Raw genomic sequence first — 13,458 nt, forward strand, 5'->3', positions numbered from 1 at the left:
GGTTTAGCGCGCCATCGGCTGATATTATGGCCACAGATCTGACCACTTGGTGGTCATCCACAGACAAGAAGACGGACTCGATTCATGCAAAACAAGCTGATAGAGCGACTGCGCGGCAGCCTCTCGACCCTGCTCTATTTCCTCAATACCCTGTTCTGGTTTGTCCCCATACTGCTGCTTGGCCTGGTCAAGCTGCTGCTGCCGATCAGGGGCTGGCGTACCCTCTGCAACGCCCTGCTGGATGGCTGCGCCAGCTGCTGGATAGGTTTCAACAATCTGATCCAGAAAGTCATCATCAGAACCACTTTTGAGGTGGTCGGAGTGGACAAAGGGCGCCGGAATGAGTGGTATATGGTGATTGCCAACCATCAATCCTGGGTCGACATACTGGTATTGCAGCGGATTTTTAATCAAAAAATCCCCTTCCTGAAGTTTTTCCTCAAGAAAGAACTGATTTGGGTACCTTTTCTCGGTCTGGCCTGGTGGGCGCTGGATTTCCCCTTCATGCGACGTTATTCCCGAAAGTTTCTGGAAAAACGCCCTCATCTGAAGGGAAAGGACATAGAAACAACCCGTAAGGCCTGTGCCAAGTTCCACCACATTCCGGTGAGCGTGATGAACTTCGTGGAGGGCACCCGCTTCACCGCCCACAAGCATGACAAGCAGGCCGCCCCCTATCGCCATCTGCTGCACCCGAGGGCGGGCGGGGTCGCCTTTACCCTGGCGGCCATGGGGGATCAACTGCACCAGCTGGTGGATGTGACCATCGCCTATCCGGGCGGCATCCCCAGTTACTGGGACTTCATGTGCGGGCGGGTCAGGGAAATCAAGGTTCGGGTGCGCTATCTGCCGATCGAACGCAATCTGGTGGGGGATTACTTCAATGACCCCGAGTTCCAACAAGAGTTTCAACAGTGGTTGAACGGGATCTGGCACGAGAAGGATCAGACCCTGAGCCAACTGCTGGCGGACGAGACACAGTAAACGACACCCATGCTCACCTTTCTTCCTGGCCCGCTGGTGCTGCTCATCAGCGCCAGCCTGACCATATTGTTCATCATCCTGGTCTCCAGCCTGATCCTGCTGGTGTCGCTGATCAAGCTGCTGCCGATCCCGGGCCTCAGCCACGCCTGCAGCCGGATCAACAACGGCATCATGCGCTTCTGGCTGAGCTGCAACGCCCTGGTGATCCGCCTCACCACCCGCATCGAATGGCAGATCGAAGACGACACCCGGTTGCGCAAGGATGGCTGGTATCTGATCGTCAGCAACCACCTGAGCTGGACCGACATAGTGGTGCTGGGCCATCTGTTCAGGGACCGGCTGCCGGTGCCCAAGTTCTTCATGAAGCATGAGCTGATCTACATCCCGCTGATGGGATTGGCCTGCTGGGGGCTGGACATGCCCTTCATGCGCCGCTACTCGCGGGCATTCCTGCTGCGCAACCCGCACCTGCGCGGCAAGGACATAGAGACCACCCGCAACGCCTGCGAGAAGTTTCGCCACATCCCCACCACCGTCATCAACTTCGTGGAAGGCACCCGTTTCACCGAGCCCAAGCGGGATGCGGTGCGCTCAGCCTACCGTCACCTGATGCCGCCCAAGGCGGCGGGGCTGGCCTTCACCCTGGCCGCCATGGGGGAGCAGTTCGACAGCCTGATCAACGTCACCATCAGCTATCCGGACAACGCCGAGACCCCGTTCAAGGACTTCCTGATGGGGCGGATGAAGCGCATTCGGGTGCGTATCGAGGAGCTGCCCGTCGATGAGCCGCTGGTGGGGGATTACTTCAACGACAAGCAGTTCAAGCGGGGCTTCCAGCAGTGGCTGAACCAGCACTGGCAGGAGAAGGACAGGGTGCTGGCGCAGTGGCAGGAGGCCGATGCGGCGGCTCAGGTCGAGGCGGTGGTCGCCAAGGTGAGCGCCGAGGCCAGCTCGGGCAGCTGATCCTCCGAGAAGACTCTGATGCCGTGGCGCCGCAGCAGGGCCGTGGTCTTGCCCTCGCCCGCCACCGAAACTCCCTCGAAGCGGCCGTTGTAGATGCGGCCGCTGCCGCAGGAGGGACTCCCCTCCTTGAGCAGCGCGAAGCGGATCCCCTGGCTCTGGCAGAGCCGCAACGCCAGCTCGGCACCGCGATCGAATTCGGCGGTCACGTCCAGCCCAGACTGAGTCACCACCAACTCCCCCTGCCGTTCGGCGGGCGGGCGCGGGGTCGGCAGGCCACCGGCCACCTCGGGGCAGAAGGCCAGGGTGCGCCCCTCGGCCCCCAGCGCGCTCAGCCAGTCGCTGAGGATCCCCTTGCTCTGACCGTCGTAACGCACTGGCTGCCCGAGCAGGCAAGCGCTGACCAGCACGCGTAGCGGTTTATGGTTCATGCTTCAGCTCCATTCATCACCTGATCAAACATCACGCAGCAGGGGCTCTCCAGCCGGTAGAGGATGGCCGGGCGCTGCTTGCCGGTGCGCTTGCGGCCGGTATCCACCAGGATATCGGCGCGGTGGATGCGCTTGCGAAACGCCGCCGTGTTCATCGGGGTCTGCAGGATGACCTCGAAGGCGCGCTGCACCTCGGAGAGGGTGAACTCGGGGCCAAGCAGTTGCAGTGGCAGGGTGCTGTAGCGGCTCTTGATGCGCAGCCGCTCCAGCCCCTTGGCGATCAGCTGGCCGTGGTCGAAGGCGAGGCCGAGGCCCGGCAAGACCGAGAGCGGATGCCAGCAGCCGCGCACCACCTCCACCTCCGGCTCGACCAGGCACAGGTAGACCAGGGTAGTGGACCAGCCGCGGGGATCCCGCTCCAGATTGCCGAGGGTGCAGACCTGCTCGCTGTAGCAGTGGCCCAGCCCCCACTCCGCCAGCAGGCGATGGCGGGCGGCGTCCAGATCCCGGTCCCGCGTCTCGTCGATGCGCAGCGCGGGCAACTGCCAGCTATCGGCAAAGGGGGGGCGATCGCGGGTCTCGAGGAGCAGCTCGAGCCGCTCCTCGTTCAACCGCAGCACCACCATATCCAGACTCATTCTCGGCATCCTGACTGACCTGCTCGCCTTCCAATAATGTTTGGTAGATAATATCACAAGGATAGTATGTGCAGGAGCCAATCATGGGAACCGTCGCCAGCCTGGATATTGATGCGCAGAAGGGCTTCACCCCCCTCTGCCCGAACGAACTGCCCGTTGCGGGTGGGGATGCAATTGTGGCTGCGCTCAACGCCCAGGCCCGCCTCGCCAGCCTGCGGGCAGGCAGCAAGGATGCCCACCCCCGCAATGCCGCCTGGGCTGTCTCTGACCCCGCCGACATGCTGCAGCCGCTGGATCTGCCCAACGCCGACCTCAGCTGGCCGGTGCACTGTGTGCCGGGCACCCCGGGCTTCGAGCTGCTGGATGGCCTGCCCGCCCCCATCGATTACGACTTCTTCGTCTGGAAGGGGGTCGAGCCGGATCTGCATCCCTACGGCGCCTGCTTCCACGACCTGGCCGAGCGGCGCAGTACAGGCCTCATCGAGTTTCTGCAGTCCCGCGGCGTCAGCACTGTGCTGGTCGGCGGCCTCGCCACCGACTACTGCGTCAAGACCAGCGTGTTGCAACTGCGCCGGGCCGGCCTGCGGGTTATTGTTCATCTCGACGCCTGCCGTGGCATCAACCCCGAGACGGTGGCCCAGGCCCGCACCCAGATGATCGAGGCCGGCGCCGAACTGGCCCAGACCCTGACCGATGTACAACGCCTGCTGGATGCCTGACATGCCCATCACTCTCATCAGCCTGCCCGGCGCCTGCAACTTACCCATGCGGCAGGTCACCCGCCTGCCAGGATACTGATATGCCTCCTATCCTCACCAGCCTGCTCGACACCGATGCCTGCAAATTACCTATGCGGCAGGGGAACGTCATCGCGCTCACCAGCCTGCGGGGAGTCTGATATGCCGCCGATTCTCACCAGCCTGCTCGACACCGACGCCTACAAGCTGCACATGCAGCAGGCCGTGTTCCATCGCTATCCGGATGCCGAGGTGGTGGCCGAGTTCCACAGCCGCAATGAAGAGGATCTGCTGCCCATGATGGGCCAGATCGAGGAGCAGCTGCGCCTCGCCGGCTCCCTGCGGCTGACCAAGCCCGAACTCGACTTCCTGGCCGAGCGTCCCTTCTTCACCGCCGATTACCTCGATCACCTGCGCCGCAAGCCGCTCGACGCCTCCCTGCTGCGGGTGTTCGAGCAGGATGGTCGCATCAATGTGCGGGTCGAGGGCCCCTGGCAGGACGTGATCCTGTGGGAGATACCTGTGCTCGCCATCATCAGCGAGATGCGCAACCGCTTCCGCTATCCCCAGTTCGGGGTGAGTCAGGCGCTGGAGCGGCTGGATCAGAAGATCGACAAGCTGGAGCATGAGCTGAGCCCGGCGGAGATGCAGGATTTCAACCTCATCGACTTCGGTACCCGCCGCCGCTTCTCCCACGCGGTGCAGGACGCCGTGGTGGGCCGTCTCAAGGAGCGTCTGCCGGCATTCAAGGGCACCAGCAACTACCAGCTGGCCCAGAAATACCGGCTGCCGGCGGTGGGCACCCAGGCCCACGAATGGTTCCAGGCCCACCAGCAGCTCGGCTTCCCGCTGGAGCACAGCCAGCGCGCGGCCCTCACCAGCTGGCTGGATGAGTTCACCAACCACCTCGGCATCGCCTTGACCGACTGCATCACCATGGATGCCTTCCTGCGCGACTTCGACTTCGAGCTGGCCAGCCGCTACCAGGGCCTGCGCCACGACTCCGGCGATCCCGTGGTGTGGGGCGAGAAGGCCATCAGCCACTATCAGCGGCTCGGCATAGACCCCAGAGACAAGACGCTGGTGTTCTCCGACGGCCTCAACCTCGACAAGGCGGTGCAGCTGTTCCGCCACTTCCGCGGCCGCATCAACACCAGCTTCGGCATCGGCACCAAGCTCACCTGCGATCTGCCCGGCGTCAGCCCGATGAACATCGTCTTCAAGCTGATGGAGTGCAACGGTGGCCCGGTCGCCAAGATCTCCGACAGCCCGGGCAAGACCCTGTGCCGGGATGCGGACTTCATCCGCAACCTCAAGCAGGCGTTTCACGTCGGGGTGTAAGGTAGCTTTTTAGGGGCGCCGCCTTGTGCATCACGCCGCCGGCGCCCTACCATGATTCACTTGCCAGGTCCGACAGTTGTCGGGCCTTTCTCTTGCCCGAACGACAGACCACAAGGAACTGCCATGACTCGTAAATGGATGTTTGCCCTCACCACCCTGCTCGCCAGCCTGGGTGCCACCGCCGCCGAGCCGCTGCGCGTCTCCGCCATTCCGGACGAGGCTCCCACCGAGCTGCAGCGCAAGTTTGCCCCGCTGGGTGACTACCTGGCCGAGCAGACCGGCCGCGAGGTGGTGTTCGTGCCGGTCAACGACTACGCCGCCGTGGTGGAGGCGCTGGCCTCCGGCAAGCTCGACATGGCCTGGCTCGGGGGCTTCACCTACGTGCAGGCCCATCGCCGGGCCGACAAGGTAGTACCGCTGGTACAGCGTCAGGAAGATGCCCAGTTCACCTCCAAATTCATCGCCAACGCGGACAGCGGCATCAAGACCCTGGCCGACACCAAGGGCAAGGACTTCGCGTTCGGTTCCCCCTCCTCCACCTCGGGCCACCTGATGCCGCGCCACTTCCTGGCCGAGCAAGGCATAGTGCCGGAGCGTGACTTCGCCCATGTCGCCTTCTCCGGCGCCCACGACGCCACCGTCGCCTGGGTCGCCTCCGGCAAGGTGCCGGCCGGTGCGCTCAACGCCTCGGTGTGGGACAAGCTGGTGGAAGAGGGCAAGGTCGATACCGCCAAGGTGAAGGTGATCTGGACCACGCCGACCTATTTTGACTACAACTGGACGGTGCGCGGCGACCTGGACCCGGCGCTGCAGGAGAAGATCAAGCAGGCCTTCCTCAAGCTGGATCCCGCCATCCCGGCCCAGGCCGAGATACTCAAGCTGCAACGAGCCAGCCGCTTCATCGAGACCAAGCCCGAGAACTACCTGGGCATCGAAGCCGCCGCGACCCAGGCCGGCCTGCTGAAGTGATCGCCGTCGCCTTGACAGGGGAGGGACTGCGGCTCGGCCAGAGCCGCATCCTGCACCCGTTCAGCCTGCGGCTGGAGGCGGGTGAGTGCGTCGCCATCATAGGGCCGAGCGGGGCGGGCAAGACCAGCCTGCTGCGCCTGCTCGGCACCGAGCTGCGCGGGGAGGGCAGCCTCAGCCTCTGGGGGCAGGATCCCTGGGCCCTCTCCAGCCACGCCCGCCAACGGCTGCGCAGCCGGATCGGCATGGTCTGGCAACAGCCGCCCCTGCCCGCCTCCCAGCCGGTGCTGACCGCCGTGCTGGCCGGGCGGCTCGGTCAATGGTCCCTCGGCCGCGCCCTGCTCTCGCTGCTGCGCCCCTGCGACCCCGAGGGGGCCAGGGCCGAGCTGGCCCGCCTCGGCCTCGCCGACAAGTGGCAGCAGCGCTGCGGCGAGCTCTCCGGCGGCCAGTTGCAGCGGGTCGGCATAGCCCGGGTGCTCTATCAACAGCCGGACCTGATCCTGGCCGATGAGCCTGTCTCCGCCCTCGATCCCGTGCTCGCCCGCAGCAGCCTGGACGCCTTGCTGGCCCAGGCCCGCGCCCGGGGCAGCACGCTCATCGCCAACCTGCATGCGGTCGAGCTGGCGCTCGAGCGCTTCCCCCGCATCATAGGCCTGCGCGAGGGACGGGTGCAGTTCGACTGCCCCGCCCAGGCGGTCACCCCGGCCATGCTGAGCGCGCTCTACGCCGGCGACGACGAGGTGGATGCGTGCCTGGGCTGACGGATCGCTGGCGCCATCCCCTGCCCTGGCTGCTGGCGCTGATCGGCATCAGCGTGTGGCAGCATGCCGAGGGCTGGCTCGGACTGTTCGACGGCCAGAGCTGGCGGCAGATGGGCAACTTCCTCGCCACCAGCTGGCCACCCCGCATGGATCAGGACTTTCTCGGCCTGACCCTGAGTGCTGCCCTGGAGAGCCTGGCGGTCGCCACCCTGGGGCTGGCCGGTGCCCTGCTGCTCGGCGTCCCGTTCGCCCTGCTCGGCTCCCGCGCCCTGTCGCTGGCCGAGCTGGGCCCCATTCCCAGCCCGCTGCGCGGCGCCTTGCGGGCCCTCAGCCGGCTGATCGCCATCCTGCTGCGCAGCCTGCCCGAGCTCATCTGGGCGCTGCTGTTCGTGCGGCTGTCCGGGCTCGGGCCCCTGGCCGCCATCCTGGCCATCGCCGTCAGCTACGGCGGCATGCTGGCCAAGGTCTACAACGAGATCATGGAGAGCGGTGCCCTGCAACCGGCCCGCGCCCTGCTGCTCGGCGGCAGCGGCCGCCTGCAGGCGCTCTGGTACGGCGTGCTGCCCGCGGTACGCCAGGAACTGCTCTCCTACACCGTCTATCGCTGGGAGTGCGCCCTGCGCGCCTCCGTCATCATGGGCTTCGTCGGCGCCGGCGGGCTCGGCCAGCAGCTCGAACTCTCCCTGCGCATGTTTGCCGGCGGCGAGGTGGTGACCCTGCTGCTGGCCTTTATCCTGCTGGTGACCCTGGCCGACGGCCTCAGCGCCTGGCTGCGCCACAGCCGCTCCCCCGGCCTGCAACTGCTGGCCTGCCTGGGGCTGGCCGGCGCCTTGGCGTTCCACCAGCTCGACTGGCGCATGCTGAGCTTCTCCTTCGGCGGAGTGGGGCAGTTTGTCGGCGAGTTTCTGCAGCCGGACTGGTCTACGCCCTTCCTGCTGACGGTGGGCACCGGCCTGCTCGATACGGTGCAGATGGCGCTGCTGAGCACCCTGCTGAGCGCCCTGCTGGCCCTGCCGCTGGCCTGCCTCGCCCGTCACTGCTGGCCGCTGCGGCTGCTGTTCAACCTGCTGCGCTCCGTGCCCGAGCTCATCTTCGCCAGCCTGCTGGTGATCGCGGTCGGGTTGGGGCCGGTTGCGGGCATACTGGCGCTGGCGCTGCACACCACAGGGGTGCTGGCGCGGCTGTTCGTGGAAACGCTGGAGAATGCGGATCAGGCCCCCCGCCTCGCCCTGCAGCTGAGCGGCGCCGGTCGCATCGCCAGCTTCTGGTACGGCCTGTTCCCGCTGGTGGCGCGCCAGTGGCTGGCCTACAGCCTCTATCGCGGCGAGATGAACCTGCGCGCCGCCACCATCCTCGGGGTGGTGGGCGCCGGCGGCTTGGGGCAGCAGCTCTATGTGTCCCTGAGCCTGTTCCGTTACGATCAGGCGGCCACCCTGATCCTGGCCATATTGCTGCTGGTCTGGCTGGCGGAGGCCGTCAGCCGCCGCACCCGGCTGCCGCGGCCGGCGCCGTCCCAGCGGGACTGCCAGATCTGAATCCGGATCGATCCGCCCCGTCGGTCTTGCCCGCCGAGATGGTCGTAAAAAACAAAAAGCCCGCCGGTTCGCACCGGCGGGCTTTTTTCATGAGGTCAGGCGGGATCAGTCTTTCTTGGCCAGCAGGAACTTCACCAGCTGGTTGAACTGCTCCTGGGAGGTGATGGATTCAATCTTCACCATGTACTTGCCGTTGACCAGGAAGGCCGGCACACCGCGGATGTTGTAGCTCTCGGTGTTGCGATCGAACTGGGAGACCATGCCGGAGACCGCGAAGCTGTCGACGGCACCGTCGAACTCTTCGGCCGGCACCCCGTTGTCCACGAAGATCTGCTTCACGTCAGCACGGTTCTGCGGCATCTGACGCTGGGTATGGATCTTGTCGAAGATGGCCGGGGTCAGCTTGCCTTCCACGTTCAGCAGGTTGGCGACCGCATAGGCACGCTGCATCTCGGGACCCATCTCGCGGCCCAGGAAGGCCACCGGGTTCTTCTTCATCGGCACGCCTTCCGGCAGGTTCTTCTTCAGATCCTCGGCAATCGGCTCGAACTTGGCGCAGTGCGGGCAGAAGTAGGAGAAGAACTCCAGCACTTCCGGTTGGGCGCTGCCGGTCTGGGTAACCACGTCATAGTTGACGCCTTCCTTGAATTCCGGGGCGGCGTGAACCATGGGGATCATCAGCATGGCAGCGAGGAAAAATAGTACTTTTTTCATGACGTTTCCTGTTAAGGGATCACTGTGAGGCACGCCCGGCGAACCGAAGCAGTCCAAGCCTATTGCGTCACCCTCTTGCCGTCAATGCCCAAGGCGAGCCAGGCAGGGTCGCCAGCGGGCACGAGGACCCGCAAACGGCATCACCACCCCGGCGTCAGCGACAGGGGCGGCGCCTGCAGGGCGGCGAGCTGGTCATGCAGGGTCGCGATCTGCTGGTGCCAGTAGTGGTCGGTGCCAAACCAGGGGAAGTGGCGCGGAAACGCCGGATCTTCCCAGCGCCGGGCCAGCCAGGCCATGTAGTGGACGATGCGCATGGCCCGCAGCGGCTCGATCAGCGCCAACTCCCGCGGGTCGAACTCCATGAACTCCTCGTAGCCGGCCAGCAGGGTATCGAGCTGGATCAGCTGCTCGTTGCGATCGCCGGACAGCAGCATCCACAAATCCTGGATGGCGGGGCCGGTGCGGCAGTCATCGAGATCGACGAACATGGGGCCGTCGCGCCACAGTATGTTGCCGGGGTGGCAATCCCCGTGCAGGGAGATCTGGGCCACGTCCAGGGTCATGGCGTCGCAGACATGCCGGATCAGCTCGTCGAGCACCCCGAAGAACTGCTTGGCCAGCCCGCTCGGCACCCACTCACCGGCCGCCAGCAGCTGGCGCGGCTCGTGCAGCATGCTCTCCACGTCCAGCCGGACGCGGTGATGGAAGGGGCGGCTGGCGCCGATGCGGTGGATGCGGCCGAGATAGCGCCCCACCCACTCCAGCTGATCCAGGTTGTCCACCTCGAACTGGCGGCCCCCCACGCTCTGCCAGATGGCGAAGGGGTAGCCCTGATGCTCCAGCAGGGTCTCACCGGCGAAGGCGAGCGGCGCCGCCACCGGGATCTCCGCCTCGTTGAGGCGGGCGGAGAAGCCGTGCTCCTCCAGGATCTGGGCCCGGCTCCAGCGACCGGGACGATAGAACTTCACCACGAAGCGGCGGCGATCCTCATCCTGGAACTGGTAGACCCGGTTCTCGTAGCTGTTGAGCTCGATGAGGCCGGAATCGATGCGCAGGCCGCTGAGATCGATCGCATCCATGATGAGATCGGGATTGAGGTCGGAATAGTTGAAACGCATGTCATCCACCATGAGAAAGGGGCGCTGTTGCGCCCCATTCTATCCGAGATGGCGGATGAATACCGCCCTCGGCACCGGTCGATAAGCCGGCCGGGTTGCACCTGGGCAGGGAACGACCGCCAGGGCGGACCCACTCCGCTCATGGCCAAGGCCGTCACAGCCGGCTGATAAACTTGCTGGCCTGGCGCAGGGTGCCCTTGCTGTCGCCCTCTGCCGCCCCTTCCCGCTTCAGCACGAACTGGATGTCCAGGGTCGGTCGCTTCAGGTTGAAGGGGTCCACCGCCACACTCACCGGCAGGGTGAAGATTTCCCCTGGTTTGAGAGTCACCTCGCGCGGGCCGAACCACTGATGCTCCGGCAGCCCTTCCACGTCCAGCTGATAGGTCTGGGGCTGCAGGGTCTTGTTGAGGATCTTGAGGGTATAAGTGTTCTCAATCAGCCCCTCGCTGTTCTCGCGGAACAGCTGGTTGCGATCCCGCAGTATGTCGAGCCCCATCGGCATGATGGACATGGCGTTGTAGACGAACACCCCCAGCATGATGACCATCACCAGGCCATAGCCGAGCAGCTTGGGCCGCGCCACCTGAGTGACGTTGTGGGCCAGCTTGTGCTCGGTGGTGTAGCTGATGAGGCCGGGCGCATAGCCCATCCGATCCATGGTCTGATCGCAGGCGTCGACGCAGGCGCCGCAGTTGATGCACTCGTACTGCAGGCCGTCGCGGATGTCGATGCCGGTCGGGCAGACCTGCACGCAGAGATCGCAGTCGATGCAGTCCCCCAGCCCCAGCGCCTTGGGATCGGCCTTGCGGCTGCGGGCGCCGCGGGTCTCGCCGCGCTTGCTGTCGTAGCCGACTATGTAGGTGTCCTTGTCGAACATGGCGGACTGGAAGCGGGCATAGGGGCACATGTGGATGCACATGATGGCGCGCATCCAGCCGGCGTTGCCGTAGGTGCAGGCGGCGAAGAACAGCACCCAGAAGATGACCCAGCCGCTCGCCTGCAGGGTGAAGAATTCCGGCACCAGCTGGAACACATCCTGGAAGTAGGCGACGAAGGTGAGACCGGTGCCGAGCGACAGCAGGAGCCAGGCCAGATGCTTGGTGCCCTTGCGCGCCAGCTTCTCGCCGCTCCAGGGGGCCGCGTCCAGCTTGCGGCGCTTGTTGGCGGAGCCTTCCAGCTTCTCCTCGAACCAGATGAACATGAAGGTCCACACCGTCTGCGGGCAGAGGTAGCCACACCAGACCCGGCCGAGGAAGGTGGTCACGAAGAAGAGCGCGAAGGCGGCGATCATGAAGACCCAGGCCAGCAGGGTCAGATCCTGCGGCCAGATGGTGGCGCCGAAGATGTGGAACTGCTGGTGTTCGAGATCGAACAGCACCGCCTGACGGCCGTCGTAGCGCAGCAGGGGCAGGGTGACGAAGAGGGCGACGAAGAACCAGCCCATGGCCTTGCGCACCCGCTGCCAGTAGCCGGTCTGGGATCTCACATAGATGCTGTTACCGGGGTTGAACCTGTCATCGCCGGCTTTGAACGTGTTGGGATTGAAGGTCCCGGTGACATCGCCTGTGACATCCTTGATATCGATCTTGTCCTGGTCGGCCATTTCAACACATAGCTCCACTCATATTGTTATGAAGCCGATTATATCTTAAACAGCCTGCTAATTGTGTGGGTTAAATGTATCTATAGTTCGAGTGTTGTCGCAATTTCGGCTAACAAAAAGAGCCCATAGTCGGTTGACTATGGGCTCTTTTTAGAGATTCTTTTGAAAACCTCAAAGCCTACCGCAGGAGCAAGCTTTACTTGATGCCGCGCGCCTTGAGCAGGGCTTCCTTGAAGTCGGGGACATGATCCTTGGCCAGGCCCGGGATCATCGCCTGCTTGTCGGACTCCCGCATCTTGAGGTGGTAGATCAGCATGTCGTCGGTCAGCTCGGCCAGGGCGCCGTCATAACCGGCCTCTGCCGCCAGTTTGCTGACGAACTGCACCAGGCTGAGATCCTGCTCCTTGATCCAGGCGGGCTGCAACAGCTCCAGCAGCTCTTCGATACGATGACATTGCATAGACGACCTCTTTAAATCTGTCATGTGAAACTCAGGCAACCTTACCCATCAAGGCTACTTCGATACGATCCCGCCCATTATGCTTGGCCTGATAGAGCGCCGCATCCGCTTTTTGGATCAGCTCTGCGGTCGAGAGGCTGGGATCCGGCACCAGAGTGGCCACCCCGAAGCTGCAACTGACCCGGCCGGAGACCAGGGATTTCTGGTGCGGGATGCCCAGGGAGCGCAGGGCTCGGCGCACCTGCTCGGCGATCTGGATGGCCCCCTGCAGGCCGGTGCAGGGCAGCAGCAGGGCAAACTCCTCCCCGCCGTAGCGGGCGGCCAGATCGTCCTCCCGCCGCAGCACCTCGGCCAGCAGGCAGGCCACCTGTTGCAGGCAGTCGTCCCCCAGCTGATGGCCGTAGAGATCGTTGAACTGCTTGAAGTAATCCACGTCCACCAGCACCAGGGAGAGGGGCGCCTTGGCCCGCTGGCAGCGACGCCAGGCGCGTGCCAGCGTGTCGTCGAGGTGGGCCCGGTTGGCGATGCCGGTCAGCCCGTCCAGCCGGGAGGTGAGCCTGAGGTGCTCGGACACCGTCTTGAGCTCGGCCACCAGATCCGCGTTGGCGAAGCGGTGATAGAGGGAGGCCACCTGATCCCGCCGCAGGCGACGCAACAGGGTCGGCAGAAACACGAACAGGTAACCCGCCAGCAGGCAGGAGACGATGCGCTCCTGCTCGTTGCCGCCCCCCAGCTCGAACAGCATGGCGAGGCCGAGCGGCAGCACGGCGCCGTAGAGCGCACGGCGACAGCCGAACAGCATGATGGCGCTGCCGGTGAGGATCAGGCTGGCGAGCATCATCATGGCGGCGCGATAGGTGTCGGGCAGCCGATCCATGTAGAGCAGCACCCCGAGCGCCCAGAGGATGGAGGTGATGGTGACCCCGATGAACAGCTCCCGCTCCAGCACCGGCAACGGGATCTGCGCCAGCCTTGGCCGGCGCCAGCGCAGGTGCCACCAGCGTGCCAGCAGCAGCAGGCAGATCAGCCCCAGCCAACCCAGCGCCTCCCCGGCCGGCAGATAGTCGTGAAACAGCAGGCTCCAGCCGAGCGCCAACAGCGCCAGACAAGGCAGGCTGAACGAGGCGTGGGCATAGAGTTGGGCCATGATGGCTTGCTGCACCTGGCGTGTGACACTCTGGGTCAACTGGATACTCCCTGTACAAGAGCC

14 protein-coding genes are annotated in these 13,458 nt (G+C 64.7%); 7 read left to right on the top strand and 7 right to left on the bottom strand.

Annotated features, from left to right (window positions below; translation table 11 throughout):
• Window positions 1–84: 84 nt before the first annotated feature.
• Together AACW18_RS20655 and AACW18_RS20660 are read left to right on the top strand one after the other, a co-directional pair.
• A complete protein-coding gene (locus AACW18_RS20655; protein ID WP_218389710.1) occupies window positions 85–984 on the top strand; it encodes an acyltransferase in 900 nt (299 codons plus the stop codon).
• 9 nt (window positions 985–993) lie between these two features.
• Window positions 994–1,947, top strand: a complete 954-nt coding sequence (locus AACW18_RS20660; protein ID WP_218389711.1) for an acyltransferase — start codon at window positions 994–996, stop codon at window positions 1,945–1,947.
• Here the strand turns inward: AACW18_RS20660 and AACW18_RS20665 are convergent.
• Both AACW18_RS20665 and AACW18_RS20670 read right to left on the bottom strand, forming a co-directional pair.
• The gene (locus AACW18_RS20665; RefSeq protein WP_218389712.1) at window positions 1,893–2,375 is read right to left on the bottom strand and encodes a DUF523 domain-containing protein; all 483 of its coding nucleotides are present in this window, start codon (window positions 2,373–2,375) and stop codon (window positions 1,893–1,895) included. The genes AACW18_RS20660 and AACW18_RS20665 overlap by 55 nt on opposite strands.
• Window positions 2,372–3,022: an NUDIX hydrolase gene (locus tag AACW18_RS20670; RefSeq protein ID WP_218389713.1), complete on the bottom strand. Its 651-nt coding sequence runs from the start codon at window positions 3,020–3,022 to the stop codon at window positions 2,372–2,374. The genes AACW18_RS20665 and AACW18_RS20670 overlap by 4 nt, the downstream gene beginning before the upstream one ends.
• A gap of 74 nt (window positions 3,023–3,096) precedes the next feature.
• Here AACW18_RS20670 and AACW18_RS20675 point away from each other — a divergent pair, with 74 nt between their 5' ends.
• The 5 genes from AACW18_RS20675 to phnE all read left to right on the top strand — a co-directional run bounded on the left by AACW18_RS20675 (window position 3,097) and on the right by phnE (window position 8,353).
• Window positions 3,097–3,732 (top strand): nicotinamidase, encoded by a 636-nt coding sequence (locus AACW18_RS20675; protein WP_218389714.1) that lies wholly within the window; start codon window positions 3,097–3,099, stop codon window positions 3,730–3,732.
• A gap of 180 nt (window positions 3,733–3,912) precedes the next feature.
• A complete protein-coding gene (gene pncB / locus AACW18_RS20680; protein WP_218389715.1) occupies window positions 3,913–5,091 on the top strand; it encodes a nicotinate phosphoribosyltransferase in 1,179 nt (392 codons plus the stop codon).
• Between the two features lie 123 nt (window positions 5,092–5,214).
• Window positions 5,215–6,060, top strand: coding sequence for a putative selenate ABC transporter substrate-binding protein (locus tag AACW18_RS20685; RefSeq protein WP_218389716.1), 846 nt, complete (start codon window positions 5,215–5,217; stop codon window positions 6,058–6,060).
• On the top strand, window positions 6,057–6,818 hold the full coding sequence (locus AACW18_RS20690; RefSeq protein WP_218389717.1) for a phosphonate ABC transporter ATP-binding protein: 762 nt from the start codon (window positions 6,057–6,059) through the stop codon (window positions 6,816–6,818). Before AACW18_RS20685 ends, AACW18_RS20690 begins: the two co-directional genes overlap by 4 nt.
• Window positions 6,815–8,353: a phosphonate ABC transporter, permease protein PhnE gene (gene phnE / locus AACW18_RS20695; RefSeq protein ID WP_256351972.1), complete on the top strand. Its 1,539-nt coding sequence runs from the start codon at window positions 6,815–6,817 to the stop codon at window positions 8,351–8,353. Before AACW18_RS20690 ends, phnE begins: the two co-directional genes overlap by 4 nt.
• 105 nt (window positions 8,354–8,458) lie before the next feature.
• Here the strand turns inward: phnE and AACW18_RS20700 are convergent, their stop codons facing one another.
• From AACW18_RS20700 to AACW18_RS20720, 5 genes are all read right to left on the bottom strand, one after another.
• Entirely contained in the window at window positions 8,459–9,067 is a 609-nt protein-coding gene (locus AACW18_RS20700; protein ID WP_218389719.1) for a thiol:disulfide interchange protein DsbA/DsbL, read from the bottom strand.
• 140 nt (window positions 9,068–9,207) lie between these two features.
• Window positions 9,208–10,197 (bottom strand): serine/threonine protein kinase, encoded by a 990-nt coding sequence (locus tag AACW18_RS20705; RefSeq protein ID WP_218292087.1) that lies wholly within the window; start codon window positions 10,195–10,197, stop codon window positions 9,208–9,210.
• Between the two features lie 142 nt (window positions 10,198–10,339).
• The gene (gene ccoG / locus AACW18_RS20710) at window positions 10,340–11,788 is read right to left on the bottom strand and encodes a cytochrome c oxidase accessory protein CcoG (protein WP_218329614.1); all 1,449 of its coding nucleotides are present in this window, start codon (window positions 11,786–11,788) and stop codon (window positions 10,340–10,342) included.
• A gap of 196 nt (window positions 11,789–11,984) precedes the next feature.
• Window positions 11,985–12,248, bottom strand: a complete 264-nt coding sequence (locus AACW18_RS20715) for a YihD family protein (protein WP_042654446.1) — start codon at window positions 12,246–12,248, stop codon at window positions 11,985–11,987.
• A gap of 31 nt (window positions 12,249–12,279) precedes the next feature.
• Window positions 12,280–13,434 (bottom strand): GGDEF domain-containing protein, encoded by a 1,155-nt coding sequence (locus AACW18_RS20720; RefSeq protein ID WP_218389720.1) that lies wholly within the window; start codon window positions 13,432–13,434, stop codon window positions 12,280–12,282.
• Window positions 13,435–13,458 lie beyond the last annotated feature (24 nt).

Origin of the sequence: Aeromonas sp. sia0103 (genome assembly GCF_963895295.1) — a bacterium.
Classification (GTDB): Bacteria; Pseudomonadota; Gammaproteobacteria; order Enterobacterales; family Aeromonadaceae; genus Aeromonas; species Aeromonas encheleia.